Origin of the sequence: Sphingobacteruim zhuxiongii (genome assembly GCF_009557615.1) — a bacterium.
Taxonomy (GTDB): Bacteria; Bacteroidota; Bacteroidia; order Sphingobacteriales; family Sphingobacteriaceae; genus Sphingobacterium; species Sphingobacterium zhuxiongii.
This window is the reverse complement of the sequence record NZ_CP045652.1, coordinates 3,110,397-3,130,940: the sequence shown is the minus strand read 5'-3', so window position 1 is coordinate 3,130,940 and position 20,544 is coordinate 3,110,397. Positions and strand designations below refer to the sequence as shown.

Below are 20,544 nucleotides of genomic sequence, written 5' to 3'. Positions count from 1 at the left end.
GTGAAATCATGGAATTAGGAAATGAAATTAAGCTGGATACCAATTGTTACCATTGTGGTGACAAGATTGAAGATACTTCCTATATATTAGATCAGCATAGCTTCTGTTGTCTGGGTTGTCAAACAGTTTTTCAAATCTTAAATGAAAATAACCTAGCTAGCTATTATCGTTATAATACCCATCCTGGAAAATCACAGCGCGCTCAAAAAGAAGACCTCGCTTACCTCGACGAACCTAATATTATCGCGAAATTGGTCGATTATCAAGACGATAATATGGCGATTATTACCTTCTATGTTCCTGCCATACATTGTTCTTCTTGTATTTGGCTACTAGAGAATTTATATAAGCTGAATTCTGGAGTGAAGTCTTCTCAAGTAGATTTCATGAAAAAACAAGCAAGTATTTCCTTCCTGAAAAATGAAATCTCACTTCGTGGATTGGTAGAATTGCTTCATCAGATAGGTTACGATCCTAAAATTACGCTCCAAGATGTCATTAAGGAAAGTAAGAAAATCAATCAAAATAAGTTAGTTGCCAAGATAACTGTTGCAGGATTCTGTTTCGGGAACTCAATGATGATTTCTTTTCCGGAATATTTCGGAATGGCACAATTTGAACAACAATACACTAGTTTTTTCGGGTACATGAACCTTGCGTTTGGTTTACCAGTACTGCTGTATTCTGCTGCTGATTATTTTACATCAGCATGGTATAGCCTTAAACAAAAACGCTTGAACCTTGATGTTCCACTTGCGTTAGGGATTTTCGTACTGTTCTTCCGCTCAGCATTTGAAATTATAACGCAAACAGGCCCCGGATTTATGGATACGTTATGCAGCTTGGTGTTCTTTATTTTAATTGGAAAGTGGGTTCAACAAAGAACTTATCATCATATTTCGTTCGAACGTGACTACCGTTCGTATTTCCCTGTTGCGGTAACCGTGTTAGAGAATGACTCAACTAAACCCACACAGATTGCAGATTTGAAAGTCGGCGATCGAATAATGGTGCGTAATAATGAAATCATCCCTGCTGACGCTATTTTATTAAAAGGGAAGGCGGCTGTAGATTTTAGTTTTGTAACGGGCGAAAGTAATCCCGTAGAGAAAGTGTTAGGCGAAGTGGTCTATGCAGGTGGCCGACAAATTGGAGAGGCAATCGAATTAGAAGTCGTTAAAGCTGTTTCACAAAGTTATTTGACCAAGTTATGGAACAATGAAAGTTTCAAACAAGTAGAAAAGAAATTTGAAACTTTTATTGGATTCATCAGTAAATACTTTACGATTGCCCTTCTACTAATTGCAATCGTTGCAGCTTTGTTTTGGGGTATCACAGGAAATGCTGAAAAAGCTTGGGCTGCATTTACTGCCGTATTGATTATTGCTTGTCCTTGCGCATTAGCACTAAGTTCTCCATTCACGTTATCGGCAGCCCTCAGTATTTTTGATAAGAATAAACTGTATATAAAAAATACAGCGGCGATTGAACAAATGGCAGCGATTGACACCATCGTATTCGATAAAACTGGTACAATTTCTTCTCCGAATGCGTCTAGTATGTATTTCGAAGGGGAGCTGTCTACACAAGAAAAAAGCCTGCTCTATTCCATCTGTCGAAATTCTAATCACCCATTAAGTAGAGAAATCAATAAGTGGTTGGGCGAAATGACTATTCTTCCAATTTCAAACTATCAAGAAATAATAGGAAAGGGGCAGTCAGCGACTTATCAGGACTGGGAAATGAAAGTCGGTTCCGCTTCTTTTGTAGGTACAGAAAAGAAAGAGTTTGAAGGCTCTATCGTTTACATTAGTGTTAATGGTAAAGTAAAGGGCTTGTTTACGCTTGAACAATCTTGGAGAAATGGTTTGTCAGATGTAATTAATAAGCTTAATACTGACCATTACCAACTACATCTACTCTCGGGCGATAATGAACGACGCGCGGATGCATTAAGTTTAATATTCCCGCCACAGGCATGCCTATTGTTTAACCAGACGCCATCCGATAAATTAAATAAGATTGACGGTTGGCAAAAGGAAAAACAAAAAATTTGTATGCTTGGGGATGGTCTGAATGACGCTGGGGCGCTCAGAAAAGCAGATTTGGGAATTGCTGTTTCTGATGATATCAATAATTTCTCACCAGGTTGCGATGCAATTTTGGATGGGGCTTCATTTGATAAACTGCCGAAATTCTTTCAGTTCAGTAAGGATGCAGTAAAAGTTATTAAAATGAGCTTTATGATATCCCTTGCTTACAATAGTATCGGATTAAGTTTTGCCGTTCAAGGAACGATGTCACCATTATTTGCAGCTATTTTGATGCCTATTAGCACCGTGACAATTATATCCTTCACAAGTTTGATGACCCGTGCTTATGCAAAGCGAAGAAAATTAATTTAAATTTGTACCTATGGACATTATATTCATGTTGATCGGTTGTAGCGTTATTATCGCACTGTTCTTCTTAGGAGCATTCTTTTGGGCTGCTAAAAATGGACAACATGAGGATACCTATACGCCGTCCGTTCGAATCTTATTTGACGACGAATTAACCGATAAGGACACAGAGATGACAGAAAAGAAGGCTTAAAACCCTTTCTATCACAGCTTTTTTACAATCCAAGTACAACTGCTCCTCCTAGGTTCGTTACCTTTGCGAAATATGTTCAGAATACTTCACTTCTTGGCTTTATTTGGTTACCTCAATATCTTATGTTATGAGGTCAAGCAAAGTGACTACTTTGGTCTCACTCCGAAAGAGTCCAATGAAACCTTCGTTGAAGTTGTATTAGGTGAAGTTTTAAATATCAACCATTCTGAATTACCCGAATCTCTTCCTGAAATTATCTTTGACGAATATCGAATATTCGCCTTATTGATTGGCTTACTGCCCTTAGTCATGATTTTTACATGGCTATTGTCCAGAATACTAAATCCCGTCAAAGAACAAGAACATCCATCTTATCTATCTAAAACGCTATGCCTCCCTGGCTATTATAGCTTTTTGTATAGATACCGCCCATTCTAATTCCCGTATAAACTCAAATTAGAGTTTTTTTAATAAGGTGTGCCTTTCGGTCTACGCCTAAATCTTGTTTGTATTCTATTTTATTTATATACCCACATTTTAAAATTGCTATGAAAAATAATCGTATGCTGCTCCCTATTCTGGGCTGGGCATTGCTTGCTGCTTCTTGTACAGCGAACAGTAATGAAAAAGTATCTACCGCACAACCTAAGGTAGTACCTGTTACCAACTTAATCCACATGGATACCATAATTTATAAAGAATATATCGCCGACATTCAATCTCAAAAAAATGTCGAATTGCGATCTAGACTTACTGGATTCTTAAACAAAATCTATGTAGACGAGGGTGCCCATGTACGCAAAGGCCAAGTTCTATTCTCGTTGAACGATGATGAATACAAAGCTGACTTTGCGCAAGCGCAAGCTGCTCTTAACAGTGCTGAAGCGGAAGTGAAGAAAGTGGAATTAGAAATGGAAAGAACCAAAAAGTTGGTTGATAAAAATATTGTCAGCGGAACAGAGTATGATTTGCTACGAGTTCAACTACGTGCAGCGCATTCGAAGGTAAAAGAGGCAGAGGCTGTGTTAAATCAGAACCGCACAAAGTTGGCAAATACGCAAATCCGTGCGCCATTTGAAGGAAAAATTGACCGTATTCTATTAAGAGAAGGATCTCTTTTGGAAGAAGGATCATTAATTACATCCATCTCAGATTTACAAAACGTCAATGTTTATTTCGATATCTCCGAACCTGAGTATCTATCGATTGTGACTGCGCCAGAATCGCAAGGAGCACATTTTAATAAAGAAGTGCAATTGATTTTAGCCGACGGACAGCTTTATCCACACCGAGGACAAGCCGAAATTGTTGAATCAGAATTTGAAGCGAGCACAGGGTCTATATCGCTTCGTGCGAAGTTCCCTAATCCGAATGGAATCTTAAAACACGGTGCAACGGGCAGAATCGGCGTACCAACGCAAACTGGAAATCTATTGATGGTGCATCAAAAGTCTGTCGTAGAGATTCAAGATAAGGCCTATGTATATACTCTTAAAGGGGATACCGTAAAAATGACGCCTTTCCAAAATGGACAACGTGTCGGACATTACTATGTAGTCGAGGATGGTTTACCGAAGGATTCGAAGATTGTATTCGAAGGGGTAAACTCATTGCGTGATGGAATGATCGTTAAACCAAAAATGGTAAATAACTAAGAGAGGAAGGCTATTTCATGTTTGAAAAATTTATAAAACGACCCGTATTATCACTGGTTATATCCATATTCATTACCCTCTTGGGATTGTTGGCTCTTTTCACCTTGCCAATTACCCAATTTCCTGATATTGTTCCCCCGTCCGTGGTGGTTACAGCAAATTATACAGGGGCTAACGCCGAGGTAAGTACAAATGCTGTTGCAATTCCACTAGAAAAAGCCATCAATGGTGTAGCGGGGATGACCTATATGAACACCGTGTCAACGAATAACGGGACAACACTTATTCAAGTATTCTTTAAAGTAGGAACTGACCCCGATATCGCTGCCGTAAACGTGCAGAATAGGGTAACTACTGTGCTCGACGAATTGCCCGAGGAAGTTATTAAGGCCGGTGTAACGACAGAAAAAGAGGTGAATAGTATGTTAATGTACTTAAATCTCTATACCGATGACGAAACAGCTGACGAACGCTTTATATACAACTTTACCGATATTAATATCTTAAAGGAGTTAAAACGTATCGAGGGGGTAGGATTTGCCCAAATTATGGGGATGAAAGATTATGCAATGCGTATTTGGGTTCGTCCTGATCGAATGTCTGCATATGCCATCTCTACTGAAGAACTTGTAACCGCATTGCGTAGACAAAATATTGAAGCGGCTCCAGGGCAGACCGGGATTAGTTCCGATAAAACGGTCAATATGCAGCAATATGTACTACGATACCCAGGAAAGTTCACTGAAGTATCCGAGTATGAAAATATTCCAATTCGTGCAAATGTGGACGGATCGATTATTCGTGTAAAGGATATTGCGGACGTTGAGTTCGGATCATTGGATTATGAAATGGTGTCGGAAACAGATGGTCGACCTTCAGCCTCGATCATGTTGAAACAATTGCCAGGCTCCAATGCACAAGAGGTAATCCAAAATGTGAAAAACAGAATGGAGGAACTTAAAGGTGCGACTTTCCCTCCAGGCATGACCTACACAATGGGTTATGATGTATCTCGTTTCTTGAATGCATCGATATCCAGCGTCTTAATTACATTAATTGAAGCTTTTATACTTGTATTTCTTGTTGTATTTATCTTCCTTCAAGATTTTAGAGCGACTGTGATTCCAATTCTTGCCGTTCCGGTATGTTTAATTGGATCGCTATTCTTTATGCAGATGATGGGATTCTCCATCAATTTACTGACATTATTTGCATTGGTATTAGCCATCGGGATTGTCGTCGATAACGGTATTGTCGTCGTCGAGGCCGTCTACGCAAAGATGGAAGAAGAACATCTTTCGCCAATGGACGCAACGCTTGCAGCAATGGATGAAGTAGGATCTGCAGTAATTGCGATTACATTAGTGATGTCTGCCGTATTTATTCCGGTAGCCTTTTTGGATGGACCTGTCGGTATTTTCTATAGGCAATTTTCGCTAACGCTTGCAGCAGCAATTGTTATTTCGGGAATTAACGCTTTAACCTTGACGCCAGCGCTATGTGCGATTATTCTAAAATCGCCACATGATAAAAAACCTTCAAATAACTGGTTGGATAAGTTCTTTAGAGGATTCAACCGTGTATACGATCGCATTAGCGGTGGATACAAAGGAACGTTAAGTAAAATTGCAGGGCGTCGGATAGTTACACTTGCTGCCTTAGCGATTATGTTCGTCTTGACTTGGGGTTCAGCAGTGATCCTTCCTTCTGGATTTATTCCAACGGAGGATCAAGGGATGATTTATGTCGCGGTAACTACCCCTCCAGGTGCAACGGTCGATCGAACTGAAGCCGTATTAAAAGAAGTAGATGGTTTAGCACGTGAAATGGACGTTGTTGAAACTGTTTCAATCTTGGCAGGTTATAGTATCGTGACGGAGGTTTCTGGAGCGTCCTACGGTATGGGGATGATCAATTTAAAAGAATGGAAAGAACGCGATCAAACTGTCGATGACGTCATGCGCGTACTTCGTGAAAAAACAGCACATATTGCAGATGCGGATGTAGAGTTCTTCCCGCCACCAACCGTGCCAGGGTTTGGTAACTCGTCTGGTTTTGAATTGCGCGTATTGGATAGAACGGGTAATGAAGATCTTTCAGCAACAGATAAAGTGGTCAAAGATTTTATGGCAAAATTAACTGATGACGAGGTGATCGAGAGTGTGAGTTCTACATTCGACGTGAACTTTCCGCAGTATATGTTAGAAATTGACTATGACTTAGCCGCTAAAAAGGGTATATCCGTTGAAAACTCCATGAGCACGCTTCAAACCTTGCTAGGAAGTCAATATGCTACTAACTTTATTCGTTATGGGCAAATGTATAAGGTCATGGTGCAATCTGATGCTTTCTCAAGAAAGCGTCCTGAAGATATCCTTAATTTGTACGTTAAGACTGCTGACGGTGAAATGGTGCCATATTCATCTTTTATGACCATGAAGCGAATCTATGGGCCTGAGCAGATCACCCGATACAATATGTTTACATCAGCGATGGTAACTGGACAAGCAGCTCCTGGCTTTAGTTCCGGACAAGCGATTGAAGCTGTAGAGCGTATCGCCGCTGAACTTCCACAAGGTTATGTTATCGAATGGTCAGGTATGACTCGTGAACAAAAGATCTCTGGTAATCAAGCTGCGTATATCTTTTTACTTTGTTTAGTCTTCGTATATCTACTATTATGTGCGCAGTACGAAAGTTTCTTACTTCCGCTCCCAGTAATCTTATGTTTACCGGCAGGTATATTCGGTGCCTTTTTCTTTTTGAAAATATTCGGACTCGAAAATAATATTTATGCACAGGTATCACTTGTTATGCTTATCGGTTTATTGGGTAAGAATGCCATTTTGATTGTTGAGTATGCGAATTTAAAACGTAAACAAGGAATGGATGTCTTGGAAGCTTCGATTGAGGGTGCTGTAGCACGTTTGCGCCCTATTTTAATGACCTCGTTTGCTTTTGCAGCAGGATTGATTCCATTGATGCTAGCTTCTGGAGCCGGCGCAATTGGTAACCGAACAATTGGAACGGCTGCGGTCGGTGGGATGGTAATCGGTACGATTGTCGGGGTTATTGTTATTCCTGGTTTGATTGTGTTATTTTCTAGAAGGAAAAAGAAAGGCGATAAGCAAAACAAAAAAGGCTTAAAAGAAGCAACGGTAGTCGTGGTCGCATTACTTTTCATAAGTTCTTGTACCGTGCCGAAACAAACGAGCAATCCGGAAATTGAAAGCAAACTTGCTACTGAGGCGCAACAAGCGTTGAAAGATTCTAGCAGTCTTGCTGATTTGCCTTGGCGCGAAGTATTTACCGATGCAAATTTAATTGCGCTTATTGATACGGCGCTACTGAATAATAAAGACTTAAAGCAAGCCGTACTGCGTATTGAAAAAGCGCAAGCTAATTTTAGATTTCGTAAAGCATCCCTTTATCCTTCAGTTGACGCAGCTGTAGAAGCTGGCCTTCGTAAGTATGGGCACTATACGGAATCGGGAATTGGTAATTATGATTCTAATTTTTCCGATAATTTAACGGATGATGAAAAGTTACCTGAACCTTTTATTCCTGACTATTTTGTCGGCGTACGTTCTTCTTGGGAGATTGATCTTTGGGGCAAACTTAGAAATAGGAGAGAGGCTTCCTTTATGCAGTTGATGTCTGAAAGCGAAATGAAGCGCTTAATGGAAACCGAACTAATCAGCAGTATAGCATCAGCCTATTTTGAATTGATTAGCCTAGATCAGAAAATCAGCGTATACGAGGAAAATATCACTTTACATGAGCGTGCCTTGGAGATTGTACAAGCGCAGAAGGAAGCTGGTCGTGCCGATGAACTCGCAGTTCAACAGTTTAAATCTATTTTGGCTGAATCCAAAGCAGGGCGTGAAAATGCAATCCAAGAGATCTTGGCTTATGAGCATCAAATAAATTCACTTCTTGGTCGAGTTTATCAGCCAATCGTTCGACTCAATAATCCATTGCGCGAGAATTTACTATTTGCCGATCTTTCAGTGGGAAGTTTCGAAGATCTCTTTAATAACAGAATTGATATTCGAAAAGCTGGTATGGATCTAAAAGCTGATTTCCATCAATTGGAATCTTCAAGATTATCCTTCTTACCTACCGTGGCAATTAGTCCTTATCTCGGACTGCAAGGTTTTAGTTTAGATAAACTGTTTAATATTGAAAAGTCCGTTACCTATGGATTATTTGCTGGGGTAACGATGCCTATCTTTAGACAACGAGAACTGAAGTCGCAATACGAGACGATGAAAGCAGACTACGGTATCAGTTTCTTAGAATATGAAAAAGTGGTGCTTAATGCAGTTAATGAAGTCTCCTTAGCTTTAAAGACACATGGAGCTATTCAAAATCGCGAAGACTACGTGCAGGAGCAAGTTTTAGCTTTGGAATCATCAATCTTAGCGGCGGAAGAACTTTTTATAGCAGGCCGGGTCACCTACCTGGACATCATCAGCGCCCAAAAAGGATTGGTTGTCGCTCAGGTTGCTGAAGTCGACATCCTTAAAGAGAAAATGCTTAATCAAGTGGTTCTCTATAAAGCCTTAGGCGGGGGATGGAAATAAATGGGTAAATAGAATAGATTAAGTAGGGAGGCGCCAGCCTCCCTATTTTTTTTATTAAGAATTCCATTTAAAACAAGCCTACTTATATGTTATGGAAATCATTCGGATGTTTCCTAGCATCCTACTCAACTTAGTTTCCTTGCGTACACTTCGTTTAAGCTCTTGCATTATATCTTAGATGCTAGAGTTTACAAAGGAGATCCGTTTATAGTTTGAGTTGCAACCTCGAGTATATTGTAATTAGCAGGATCTTTGTAATACCAAGTGATTGCAATTTGATTTTGAGTAATTCATTTCCGAAGTGTTAGCTAGCTTACTCTTTTAACTAGTTAATAGAGATTCTTATTCTATTATATGAGTTAGCTGAAAACAAAACTGCATTCCCCTTGGCCCCAACCTTACTTATTCGCTAGTTTCCTATTGAGCTCAAGCCTACCTTAGGCCTAGCTTACCCCTAGCTTAACCCAATATTGATTAGTTTCAAGGCTTGAGCTGTGACTGATTTTTACTGAACCTCCGCTTTTAGTGACTAATTTTTGTAATCCTTAAGCGGGTAGGGGATGTTTTATAGAAGTGAATGGGACGATTTTTTATCGGCGATGCAATATTCTTTAAGTTTTTTAGCCTCCTTAACGATCATGCAACCCTTATTTTTAAGACCCTGAAAACAATCTTGCGGCTATTTTAACTAATTTCTGTTAGCAAAAGCTGGATACAAGTCTTAGCGACAACAGCGCTACTAATCCGCCTTTAGGTATCCAAAACGGCTGTTTCTGTCCGATTATCCCTTTCCTTTAGGCCTTTTATTCAAATTTATCCATCACATCTATAGCGAGTTACGCAAAAGCCTAAAAAATATTCGTTGTTAGGTCTTGGAAGTATGGGATTAAAGTCCCTATCTTTGCACCACTCCGCAAGGGAGGGACGGTTAAAACAACCATGACATCGGGAAGGTAGGTAGACAAATTTTAGGGTATTATTCTTTAGAAAATGTGACTTAAAAAAAAGCTCAAAAAATATTTTAAAATAAATTTTGCAGATTAAAAAAAACCTTCTACCTTTGCAGTCCCAACTACGGGGAACGGCGGAAAGCGCAAGGCTTGACACCGACAAAAAATGAAAGTTTGAAGAGTGAATTCGTTCACCAGACAACATAGAAAAAGCAGAAGCGAGATGCGGAAGCGATAAGTTCTTTAAGAAATAATGATCAAGTAGCGCAGCGAGTAGACGAAAGTCGAAAGTTGAAACAAGAAGATTTTTTTAAATCAATTCAACCAGATCGGAACCAGGGAAACAGATATTAATACAAAGACAATTCTATTTTTTATAAATAGTCTTGATCTTACACTTCATTTTACAATGGAGAGTTTGATCCTGGCTCAGGATGAACGCTAGCGGCAGGCCTAATACATGCAAGTTGAACGGGATCCAGATGGTAGCTTGCTATCATTTGGTGAGAGTGGCGCACGGGTGCGTAACGCGTGAGCAACCTACCCATATCAGGGGGATAGCCCGAAGAAATTCGGATTAACACCGCATAAGACTACAGAATGGCATCATTTAGTAGTTAAATATTTATAGGATATGGATGGGCTCGCGTGACATTAGCTAGTTGGTGAGGTAACGGCTCACCAAGGCAACGATGTCTAGGGGCTCTGAGAGGAGAATCCCCCACACTGGTACTGAGACACGGACCAGACTCCTACGGGAGGCAGCAGTAAGGAATATTGGTCAATGGACGCAAGTCTGAACCAGCCATGCCGCGTGCAGGATGACTGCCCTATGGGTTGTAAACTGCTTTTATCGAGGAATAAACCTATCTACGTGTAGATAGCTGAATGTACTCGAAGAATAAGGATCGGCTAACTCCGTGCCAGCAGCCGCGGTAATACGGAGGATCCAAGCGTTATCCGGATTTATTGGGTTTAAAGGGTGCGTAGGCGGCACTTTAAGTCAGTGGTGAAAGACGGCAGCTTAACTGTCGCAGTGCCTTTGATACTGAAGTGCTTGAATGCGGATGAAGACGGCGGAATGAGACAAGTAGCGGTGAAATGCATAGATATGTCTCAGAACACCGATTGCGAAGGCAGCTGTCTAAGCCGTTATTGACGCTGATGCACGAAAGCGTGGGGATCAAACAGGATTAGATACCCTGGTAGTCCACGCCCTAAACGATGATAACTCGATGTTTGCGATATACAGTAAGCGTCCAAGCGAAAGCGTTAAGTTATCCACCTGGGGAGTACGCTCGCAAGAGTGAAACTCAAAGGAATTGACGGGGGCCCGCACAAGCGGAGGAGCATGTGGTTTAATTCGATGATACGCGAGGAACCTTACCCGGGCTTGAAAGTTACTGAAGGATGCAGAGACGCATCCGTCCTTCGGGACAGGAAACTAGGTGCTGCATGGCTGTCGTCAGCTCGTGCCGTGAGGTGTTGGGTTAAGTCCCGCAACGAGCGCAACCCCTATGTTTAGTTGCCAGCATTTAAGGTGGGGACTCTAAACAGACTGCCTGCGCAAGCAGAGAGGAAGGCGGGGACGACGTCAAGTCATCATGGCCCTTACGTCCGGGGCTACACACGTGCTACAATGGATGGTACAGCGGGCAGCTACATAGCAATATGATGCCAATCTCGAAAAGCCATTCACAGTTCGGATCGGGGTCTGCAACTCGACCCCGTGAAGTTGGATTCGCTAGTAATCGCGTATCAGCAATGACGCGGTGAATACGTTCCCGGGCCTTGTACACACCGCCCGTCAAGCCATGAAAGCTGGGGGTACCTAAAGCATGTAACCGTAAGGAGCGTGTTAGGGTAAAACCGGTAATTGGGGCTAAGTCGTAACAAGGTAGCCGTACCGGAAGGTGCGGCTGGAATACCTCCTTTCTAGAGCCTGATTCCGGCTCGTCTGCGCCACAATTGATCGTTTAAAAGAAAAAAGAGAAACACATTAGAAGAAAGTACCCACCCACCGTAAGGTTGGGATGAGGTCCTAGAGAAGATGAGAAAGATAAGCTAGTCCCGTAGCTCAGTTGGTTAGAGCACTACACTGATAATGTAGGGGTCAGCAGTTCAAATCTGCTCGGGACTACCATCAACACACGGACGGGGAATTAGCTCAGCTGGCTAGAGCACCTGCCTTGCACGCAGGGGGTCAACGGTTCGAATCCGTTATTCTCCACGAGTCATCAAAGATGAGGGTGTTTAGCAAAGAGGGATTAGATAGAGGGTCTATTAAGACATACAATATCTAATATCTAACTACTAAGATCTGAATCACTAATGAAGACAAAGAGTTCTTTGACATATTGAAAGAAAAGAGACACAAGAGAAGACAACAGAAGTTTGTTCTACTTGTAGAACAAGCAAAAGCAACCTATCACTTAGCAAAAGGGGTGATAGTGTGAAGAAAGTAAATAAGGGCACACGGGGGATGCCTAGGCTCTCAGAGGCGATGAAGGACGTGATAAGCTGCGATAAGCTACGGGGATTGGCAAATGCGAATTGATCCGTAGATTTCCGAATGGGGCAACCTAATATACTGAAGGTATATTGTATAATACGCGAACGCGCCGAACTGAAACATCTAAGTAAGCGTAGGAGGAGAAAATAATAATGATTTCCCAAGTAGTGGCGAGCGAACGGGAAAGAGCCCAAACCTATATTGTTACGGCAATATGGGGGTTGTAGGACCACGATATTGTACTGTGCTATGAACTGGAAGCAGGTGGGAAACTGCGCGATATGGGTGATAGCCCCGTACAGGTAAAGAATACAGACATAGTGGTATCCTGAGTACCGCGGGACCGGAGAAATCCTGTGGGAATCTGCCAGCACCATCTGGTAAGGCTAAATACTCCTGAGAGACCGATAGTGAACCAGTACCGTGAGGGAAAGGTGAAAAGAACCTCGAACAGAGGAGTGAAAAGAACCTGAAACCGTGTGCTTACAAGCGGTCGGAGCAGACAAGTTCTGTGACGGCGTGCCTTTTGCATAATGAGCCTACGAGTTACTCTTGTCCGGCAAGGTTAATTGATTAAGTCAAGGAGCCGAAGCGAAAGCGAGTCTGAATAGGGCGCATAGTCGGATGAGGTAGACGCGAAACCTTGTGATCTACCCTTGGGCAGGTTGAAGGTGCAGTAACATGTACTGGAGGACCGAACCGATAAACGTTGAAAAGTTTCCGGATGACCTGAGGGTAGGGGTGAAAGGCCAATCAAACTGGGAAATAGCTCGTACTCCCCGAAATGTTTTTAGGAACAGCGTCGGCATTGAGTCTAGCAGAGGTAGAGCTACCGATTGGGTGCGGGGGAGTCAAATCCTACCAAATCCAGACGAACTCCGAATGCTGTTAGATATGGCCGGCAGTGAGGCTTTGGGTGCTAAGGTCCAAGGCCGAGAGGGAAAGAACCCAGACCATCAGCTAAGGTCCCAAAATGTAGTCTAAGTTGAACTAACGAGGTCCGGTTGCCCAGACAGCTAGGATGTTGGCTTGGAAGCAGCCATTCATTTAAAGAGTGCGTAACAGCTCACTAGTCGAGCGACCGGGCGTGGATAATAAACGGGCATCAAGATTACTACCGAAGCTATGGATTACAATTTATTGTACTGGTAGGGGAGCATTCTATAGGGGGTGAATCCGCAAGGTGACTTGTGGTGGACTTTATAGAAAAGCAAATGTAGGCATAAGTAACGATAAGGCGGGTGAGAAACCCGCCCACCGAAAGACCCAGGTTTCCTGATCAACGCTAATCGGATCAGGGTTAGTCGGGGCCTAAGGCTTATCCGAAAGGAGATTGCCGATGGACAACGGGTTAATATTCCCGTACTATTAATAACTGCGATGTGGTGACGGAGTAGTGACACTGCCGCGAACTGACGGAATAGTTCGTTGAAGGACGTAGGTATTGGACTGGTAGGCAAATCCGCCGGTCTAGCTGAAATCTGATAGTACAGCAAACCCTCGGGGGCGCTGATAGTGCAGGTAAGCAGACTTCCAAGAAAACCCGCTAAGCTTCAGGTTATTAATACCCGTACCGCAAACCGACACAGGTGGTCGAGGAGAGAATCCTAAGGTGCTCGAGTGAATCATGGCTAAGGAACTCGGCAAAATGGCCCTGTAACTTCGGGAGAAGGGGCGCTTCCTCCAGCGATGGAGAAGCCGCAGTGAAAAGGCCCAGGCGACTGTTTAGCAAAAACATATGGCTTTGCGAAATCGAAAGATGAAGTATAAGGCCTGACACCTGCCCGGTGCTGGAAGGTTAAGAGGGGATGTCATCCGCAAGGAGAAGCATTGAATCGAAGCCCCAGTAAACGGCGGCCGTAACTATAACGGTCCTAAGGTAGCGAAATTCCTTGTCGGGTAAGTTCCGACCTGCACGAATGGTGTAACGATCTGGGCGCTGTCTCAGCCATGAGCTCGGTGAAATTGTGGTATCGGTGAAGACGCCGATTACCCGCAACGGGACGGAAAGACCCCATGAACCTTCACTATAGCTTAACATTGAAATTGGGTACAGGATGTGTAGGATAGGCGGGAGTATGTGAAGCGGTTTCGCTAGGAATCGTGGATACAACCTTGAAATACCGCCCTTTCTGTATTCGGTTTCTAATCCCGCATTGCGGGAGACATTGTTTGGTGGGTAGTTTGACTGGGGTGGTCGCCTCCAAAAAGGTAACGGAGGCTTTCAAAGGTAAGCTCAGTACGCTTGGTAACCGTACGAGGAGTGCAATGGCATAAGCTTGCTTGACTGTGAGACCAACAAGTCGACCAGGGTCGAAAGACGGACATAGTGATCCGGTGGTTCTGTATGGAAGGGCCATCGCTCAAAGGATAAAAGGTACTCTGGGGATAACAGGCTGATCTCCCCCAAGAGCTCATATCGACGGGGAGGTTTGGCACCTCGATGTCGGCTCGTCACATCCTGGGGCTGGAGAAGGTCCCAAGGGTTGGGCTGTTCGCCCATTAAAGTGGCACGCGAGCTGGGTTCAGAACGTCGCGAGACAGTTCGGTCCCTATCTGTTGTGGGCGTTGGAAGTTTGAGTGGATCTGACCTTAGTACGAGAGGACCGGGTTGGACGGACCGCTGGTGAACCTGTTATGCCGCCAGGTGTACGGCAGGGTAGCTACGTCCGGGATAGATAAGCGCTGAAAGCATCTAAGTGCGAAACTAGCCACGAGATGAGACTTCCTTATAGGGTCGTTGTAGATGACGACGTTGATAGGTCATAGGTGTAAAGGTTGAAAGACCAAAGCCAAGTGATACTAATAGCCCGAAGCTTTCCAATGCAGATAGTCTGTTGTCCTCTCTCTTTTTGAATCTTTTCTTTCAATAACATGTCATTGTTACTGTGCTTGAACAATCAAGTATAGAACATAAAGATATTCAGGTGCCTATATCGGCGGTGTCCACCTCTTCCCATTCCGAACAGAGAAGTTAAGCCCGCCAGAGCCGATGGTATTGCCGTAACAGGTGGGAGAGTAGGTCGGCGCCTATTTTTATACGAAAAGCTCGTTATCGAAAGATGACGGGCTTTTTTGTGTTATAGATATTAGATGTTAGACATTAGATATAAGATGTAGGACGTGTTTGCTGGTATCTGCCTAGTGGAGATGTTGGTTCATAGGTCTAAAATCTGGTATCTTATATCTAAATACTCATATCTAAAATCTCATTTCTCATTTGAAATCGTATTTATCTCGTAAATATGTAGCGGACTTCGGTCTAATATCTAACATCTAATGTCTAATATCGGATCAGCATCAAAACCTGTGGATTAAGGAAATAATTTGGTCAATCTGAACAGGAAGAAATTGATATCCCCTACTCCCCTAAACTGACTTCTGAAAGCTTTTATCTTTGCATTGAAAGACTCTGCGGATGCATTAGTACTTCTGTTGTCGAAGTAGTTCAATATTTTTTTGTGATGGATATTTATGGTTCTGGAGACGGTATTGAATGACCTGAAGCCAGCTTGTTCAACTTTATCCGCCCATTTAGCTAGTCTGGTAAAGGCATAGATCTTATCAATTGTTGTGTTGAAGATCCAAGAGAGTTCCTGAGCTAGCCTATAGGCCTTTTCAACATCCGGATATCGTTCAAATAGTACACCAGCCCTTTCTCTTTGTTCTAAAGTCCATTTATGTTCACTCTTATAAAGCAGGTACCGGCTTCTTGCCAGCATTTGTTTTACGGTATCTCCATTGGGTAATAGTTTTGGCAGATAGGTTTCTTTCACTTTCCTAGCCGCTTCAATAGCTTGGTTTTCCTCCTCTATTGCCTGCCAGCGGTGCTTTATCCTTATTTCTTGAAGCGCTTCAGTGGCTAATTGCTGGACATGGAAACGGTCTATTACCTGAACAGCATTGGAAAAGCATCTTTTGGCTATCAGTCCCATATTACCAGCTAGATCAAGTGTTATCTCCTGAACTTTATTGCGTAATCGATGTGGAATCTTTTGAAGAATGGGGATAATGTTCTCTGATTTTGTGCCGCTTAGTATAGCGACAATAGTCCCCTTTTTACCATGTGCTTCTTTGTTGGTAACAACGGTATAGAGCTCCCCATGGGATAGGCAGGTCTCGTCAATGGAAAGATGGCCGCTGATATTTTGGGGGAAGATCAATCCATCCCTTGCATTTTCGCGATGCTCCCAATCCTGGAAACCGCTTAGTTTATTGCGGTAATATCTCCTTAATTTACTGGCTGATATTCCATAAAATGAACTGATGGTCTGGATGCTATGTGCTTGGCTGTCCGCTGATACCTTTTAAAAAAGCCGCGAAATCCTGTGTGATCCGCGTTCCTTTAGCTACTAATTCCCAATTCCTGTAAACCACTTGATCAGTATCCTGGTTAAGCCATCTGCGTCGTTTGACATGAAGATAGACCTGCTGTCCGCGAATAGGAAAATCTTGCAGGGTTACAGGTTCATAAAAGCCTTTTGAAACTAGTTTATTGTGTTCAAATTCCTCTGGGATAATAATCATCTCTTCTAGGAAAATATCTAAGCGACCCTCGCCTTGAGAATAGTGGGTCATCTCAAAATAATTGGAAACTCCTTCAGGAATGATAAGGGGTATTAAAGCTTTAAATGAATCGTGCATCTCTCTAAAAGTTCAAAGCACAAATATCTATTTATTTTTTATCCCCTCCACAACTTTTGTACTTGATCCCTAATATCTAATTAAAATTTTACCTTTGTAACTGATGGCGACGCAACTTGACAATGGAATAAAGCCTTATAATCACTATGGTGCTTATTTGAGGGAGAAGTATAATGGACAGAAGGTCTTCAAAGTTATTGTAGATGGTAATTTTACATGTCCAAATCGTGATGGTTCGAAGGGTTATGGTGGTTGCACCTATTGTAATGTTGATTCATTTACCCCCGATACTGCGAGAAAGATTCCTTCAATTAAGGAACAGATAGAAAATGGTATTGAACGTGCTCGAAATAGCTATGGCGCTGAAAAGTTTATTATCTATTTCCAACCCAATACAAATACGTATGCACCTACGCATCTATTAAAGATGATGTATGATGAGGCATTGAGTATTTGCCCAGAACATACTTTAGGTTTATCCGTTGGCACTAGACCAGATTGTTTGGATTTTGAGAAGATTGCTCTTTTGGAGAGTTATACGGATCGATTTGATGTGGATTTAGAAATGGGGATGGAGTCGATTTATAACGATACATTAGAACGTATCAATCGCGGTTGTTCACATGATGAGTTTATTTCGACGATGAAGATGTTATCGAATACTTCGCTAGAACTATGTGTTCATACCATCTTTGGATTCCCTTGGGAAACAGAAGAGATGATGTTACGGTATGCTGATGAGATTAATAAACACCCACAGATAAAATTCGTAAAGTTACATCACTTGCACATTGTTGAAGGTTCGATTATGGGTGTTAAATACAAACGTGAACCGTTTCACTTATTTAGTTTAGAAGAATATACTGAGTTTTTAAGCAAATTCATTCCTCTTTTACGTCCTGATATCATTATTCAGCGCGTATTTGGTATTGCGGATAAGGAACTATTGATAGCACCCAATTGGGGCTTACCTAAATCGGGGATACAGACACGTATTGACAAAGGTTTGGAATTGAGAGGTGTCAAACAAGGATCAGACTACGTGCTGGTTTAGTGAGTGATATTTCTTGATGAAATACATATAATTAAAAAAGGAGGGTGATTTTCACTCTCCTTTTTTAATTATATGTAATACCCTGTGAAAGAGTATTTCGTAATGTTAGTTCGTTATCGTTCAATAATTGATTTTAAATCAGCAGGAGAGTATGCTATTGATTTTAATGTTTTATCATCTCCTTGACGAAATACTAAATATTTTCCATCGATTTCTTTATAGTAGGATTCTACCCCTTTTGTAAGGTAATGTTCTTGAGTAGCGATAGCCTCTTGCTCTGTTTTACAAGCTTTACTCATATTGGACCGCTGCACTTCATTAAACAGATCATTGAATTTATCCGCAAGTCCAAATTCGAGAATTGCACCTGATAAAACATATTGTATATCCGCTAGAGCGTCTGCTATTTCAACGATATCTTTTGCGTCAATTGCTTCTTGGAGTTCCTTCAATTCCTCGGCAATTAAAGATACACGTAGTTTACATCTAGCTTCTGAAGGAATGGTTGGTGAATCTAAAATCGGGTGCTTGAAAGTTTTATGGAACTCAGCTACCGAATTTAAACACTTAGGGTCTGTCATAGTTTCTTTTTTTTGTTAAAAATACCGAAAAGCGATGGAATAAAAAAGACGCCATTTGGCGTCTTTCATTTATTTCATAAGATGTTTCAATTGAACAATCTCTTTTTCTTCTAGATATCTCCAACGACCACGTGGTAGATCTTTTTTTGTTAGGTTCGCATATACAACACGATCAAGCTTAACAACTTCATATCCTAGGGATTCAAAGATGCGGCGTACGATCCTGTTTTTGCCAGAATGTATCTGAATACCAACTTCACGTTTTGAAGCTCCTACAACGTAGCTTAAGTCGTCTGGTTTGATTAATCCATCTTCTAGTTCAATACCGAACTGAATTTTATTGAAATCTCCCTGTGTTAAGTTTTTGCTTAATTCAACTTGGTAGATTTTGCTAATATTATTTCTTGGATGAGAAAGTTTCTCCGCCAGGTTACCATCATTAGTTAATAATAATAAGCCTGTAGTATTTCTATCTAAGCGACCAACGGGGTAAATACGTTCTTTTGTTGCTTTCGAAACTAAGTGCATTACGGTTTTACGCTCTTGTGGATCGTCTGTAGTCGTGATATAATCTTTTGGTTTATTTAAAAGTACATAAACCATTTTCTCGCGTTTTAAACGCTCGTCGTTATATCTAATTTCATCAGTAGCTGGATCTACTTTTGATCCTAATTCAGTCACAACTTCACCATTAACGCTGATAACACCAGCTTCAATTAGTTCATCTGCTTTACGACGAGAACAAATTCCTGAATTTGCGATGTAACGATTCAAACGTATTAATCCGTCATCGTTGGCATCTACATTATATTTCTTTTCTGAAATTGGCTTTCTTGTACGTCCATCTGAACGATTATCTCTACGATCGCGTGAGTCTCTGTCTTGTCCGGCTTCGTCAAATCTACGAGAAGGGCGTTTGTCTCCGAATCCTTTGTCGTCGTTACTGCCAAATCTTGGTTTGCCAAATTTACGGTCCCCTTGCGGTTTGCCAAATTTGTTATCGCGAGATGGTCTGTCGAATTTATTATCTCGAGACGATCTATCGAACTTATTGTCTCTAGCAGGTCTGTCGAACTTATTGTCTCTAGACGGTCTATCGAAGTTATTATCTCTAGATGGTCTGTCAAAGTTATTGTCTCTAGCAGGTCTATCGAAGTTGTTATCTCTAGCAGGTCTGTCGAATTTATTATCTCTTGATGACCTGTCGAATTTGTTATCTCTTGCTGGTCTGTCAAATTTATTGTCTCTTGACGACCTGTCGAATTTATTATCTCTAGATGTTCTATCAAATTTTCCGTCTCTGTTCGGGCGTTCAAATTTGTTATCTCGAGCTGGTCTTTCAGAATTTCCGTCTCTGTTTGAGCGGTCAAATTTGTCATCACGATTTCTATTGTCGAATTTTCCTTCACGTGGAAACTTCTCGAATTTATTATCGCGCGAACCTGATTTATCGAATTTGTTGAATTTGCGGTCTTGGTCTGGTTTACCAGATTTAGAATCTCTTGAAGAGTTAAAAGATGATCTTTTATCCCCACGGAAGCTATCTGAGCTGCTTCTTGGTTTTTTGGAGTTGTCCTCTCGACTGTTCCTGTTGCTACTGAATGGCATATTATGAAAAAATTGAGCTACAAAGATAGTCAAAAAGTTCTTACCGAAGTAAGATAATCTCATTTAGGTGTGTATTGTTAGATTATAAAGACAAATGAGCCCTCTGTAGTCTAAAGAATAGACATTATGCGTGTAATATAAAAAAAGTAGTAAGCTCCAAATTTTTGACAAATTGTTACATTTTAGCTGATTGGTTGAATCGACGCTATCGGTTGCTTAAACAATGATTTCCAAGTGTTTTAACTTTTCTTAACATCGGTTGCCTTTGTAACTATTTGGTTCATAGTGCTGTTTTGCCGTATCTTTGAGGCTGTTTTTTAAACCAAGCTATTTTTTGATCGATTTTGTATCGTGGATAG

General features: G+C 41.6%; 10 protein-coding genes, 2 tRNA genes and 3 rRNA genes. 11 read left to right on the top strand and 4 right to left on the bottom strand.

Going from position 1 to position 20,544, the window contains the following annotated elements; translation table 11 throughout:
• The first annotated feature begins 8 nt into the window (after nt 1–8).
• The 10 genes from GFH32_RS13205 (at nt 9) to rrf (ending at nt 15,333) form a co-directional block, all read left to right on the top strand.
• Entirely contained in the window at nt 9–2,405 is a 2,397-nt protein-coding gene (locus GFH32_RS13205) for a heavy metal translocating P-type ATPase (protein WP_153513088.1), read from the top strand.
• Nucleotides 2,406–2,415: 10 nt separating this feature from the next.
• A complete protein-coding gene (gene ccoS, locus GFH32_RS13200; RefSeq protein ID WP_153512037.1) occupies nt 2,416–2,595 on the top strand; it encodes a cbb3-type cytochrome oxidase assembly protein CcoS in 180 nt (59 codons plus the stop codon).
• A gap of 72 nt (nt 2,596–2,667) precedes the next feature.
• A complete protein-coding gene (locus GFH32_RS13195; protein WP_153512036.1) occupies nt 2,668–3,033 on the top strand; it encodes a hypothetical protein in 366 nt (121 codons plus the stop codon).
• Nucleotides 3,034–3,143: 110 nt separating this feature from the next.
• The gene (locus GFH32_RS13190) at nt 3,144–4,250 is read left to right on the top strand and encodes an efflux RND transporter periplasmic adaptor subunit (protein ID WP_153512035.1); all 1,107 of its coding nucleotides are present in this window, start codon (nt 3,144–3,146) and stop codon (nt 4,248–4,250) included.
• Between the two features lie 17 nt (nt 4,251–4,267).
• Nucleotides 4,268–8,836 carry an efflux RND transporter permease subunit gene (locus GFH32_RS13185; protein WP_153512034.1) on the top strand — a complete coding sequence of 1,523 codons (4,569 nt, stop codon included), beginning with the start codon at nt 4,268–4,270 and terminating at the stop codon, nt 8,834–8,836.
• A gap of 1,356 nt (nt 8,837–10,192) precedes the next feature.
• A 16S ribosomal RNA gene (locus GFH32_RS13180) occupies nt 10,193–11,721 on the top strand.
• Nucleotides 11,722–11,852: 131 nt separating this feature from the next.
• A tRNA-Ile gene (locus GFH32_RS13175) sits at nt 11,853–11,929 on the top strand.
• A 13-nt stretch (nt 11,930–11,942) separates the two neighbouring features.
• A tRNA-Ala gene (locus tag GFH32_RS13170) sits at nt 11,943–12,016 on the top strand.
• A 225-nt stretch (nt 12,017–12,241) separates the two neighbouring features.
• Nucleotides 12,242–15,123 (top strand): 23S ribosomal RNA (locus GFH32_RS13165).
• 98 nt (nt 15,124–15,221) lie between these two features.
• Nucleotides 15,222–15,333: ribosomal RNA gene (gene rrf / locus GFH32_RS13160) — 5S ribosomal RNA — on the top strand.
• Together the 16S, 23S and 5S rRNA genes with 2 tRNA genes alongside form the textbook arrangement of a ribosomal RNA operon.
• Before the next feature lie 279 nt (nt 15,334–15,612).
• Here the strand turns inward: rrf and GFH32_RS13155 are convergent.
• Together GFH32_RS13155 and GFH32_RS13150 are read right to left on the bottom strand one after the other, a co-directional pair.
• Nucleotides 15,613–16,548 (bottom strand): ISAon1 family transposase, encoded by a 936-nt coding sequence (locus GFH32_RS13155; RefSeq protein ID WP_458296205.1) that lies wholly within the window; start codon nt 16,546–16,548, stop codon nt 15,613–15,615.
• A 28-nt stretch (nt 16,549–16,576) separates the two neighbouring features.
• On the bottom strand, nt 16,577–16,942 hold the full coding sequence (locus GFH32_RS13150; protein WP_153512032.1) for an ISAon1 family transposase N-terminal region protein: 366 nt from the start codon (nt 16,940–16,942) through the stop codon (nt 16,577–16,579).
• Nucleotides 16,943–17,045: 103 nt separating this feature from the next.
• Here GFH32_RS13150 and GFH32_RS13145 point away from each other — a divergent pair, with 103 nt between their 5' ends.
• On the top strand, nt 17,046–17,996 hold the full coding sequence (locus GFH32_RS13145; RefSeq protein ID WP_153512031.1) for a TIGR01212 family radical SAM protein: 951 nt from the start codon (nt 17,046–17,048) through the stop codon (nt 17,994–17,996).
• Between the two features lie 113 nt (nt 17,997–18,109).
• Here GFH32_RS13145 and GFH32_RS13140 read toward each other — a convergent pair whose 3' ends face one another.
• Both GFH32_RS13140 and GFH32_RS13135 read right to left on the bottom strand, forming a co-directional pair.
• Nucleotides 18,110–18,577, bottom strand: a complete 468-nt coding sequence (locus GFH32_RS13140; protein ID WP_153512030.1) for a pyrophosphohydrolase domain-containing protein — start codon at nt 18,575–18,577, stop codon at nt 18,110–18,112.
• 69 nt (nt 18,578–18,646) lie between these two features.
• Nucleotides 18,647–20,248 (bottom strand): pseudouridine synthase, encoded by a 1,602-nt coding sequence (locus tag GFH32_RS13135; RefSeq protein ID WP_228384137.1) that lies wholly within the window; start codon nt 20,246–20,248, stop codon nt 18,647–18,649.
• Between the last annotated feature and the right edge of the window lie 296 nt (nt 20,249–20,544).

What these genes read in the sequence shown, in the direction of transcription:
- GFH32_RS13195 (WP_153512036.1), top strand. Translation starts at nt 2,668, where the DNA reads ATGTTCAGAATACTTCACTTCTTGGCTTTATTTGGTTACCTCAATATC.
- GFH32_RS13135 (WP_228384137.1), bottom strand. Translation starts at nt 20,248, where the DNA reads ATGAGATTATCTTACTTCGGTAAGAACTTTTTGACTATCTTTGTAGCT.
- GFH32_RS13150 (WP_153512032.1), bottom strand. Translation starts at nt 16,942, where the DNA reads ATGCACGATTCATTTAAAGCTTTAATACCCCTTATCATTCCTGAAGGA.
- ccoS (WP_153512037.1), top strand. Translation starts at nt 2,416, where the DNA reads ATGGACATTATATTCATGTTGATCGGTTGTAGCGTTATTATCGCACTG.
- GFH32_RS13205 (WP_153513088.1), top strand. Translation starts at nt 9, where the DNA reads ATGGAATTAGGAAATGAAATTAAGCTGGATACCAATTGTTACCATTGT.
- GFH32_RS13140 (WP_153512030.1), bottom strand. Translation starts at nt 18,577, where the DNA reads ATGACAGACCCTAAGTGTTTAAATTCGGTAGCTGAGTTCCATAAAACT.
- GFH32_RS13190 (WP_153512035.1), top strand. Translation starts at nt 3,144, where the DNA reads ATGAAAAATAATCGTATGCTGCTCCCTATTCTGGGCTGGGCATTGCTT.
- GFH32_RS13185 (WP_153512034.1), top strand. Translation starts at nt 4,268, where the DNA reads ATGTTTGAAAAATTTATAAAACGACCCGTATTATCACTGGTTATATCC.
- GFH32_RS13145 (WP_153512031.1), top strand. Translation starts at nt 17,046, where the DNA reads ATGGCGACGCAACTTGACAATGGAATAAAGCCTTATAATCACTATGGT.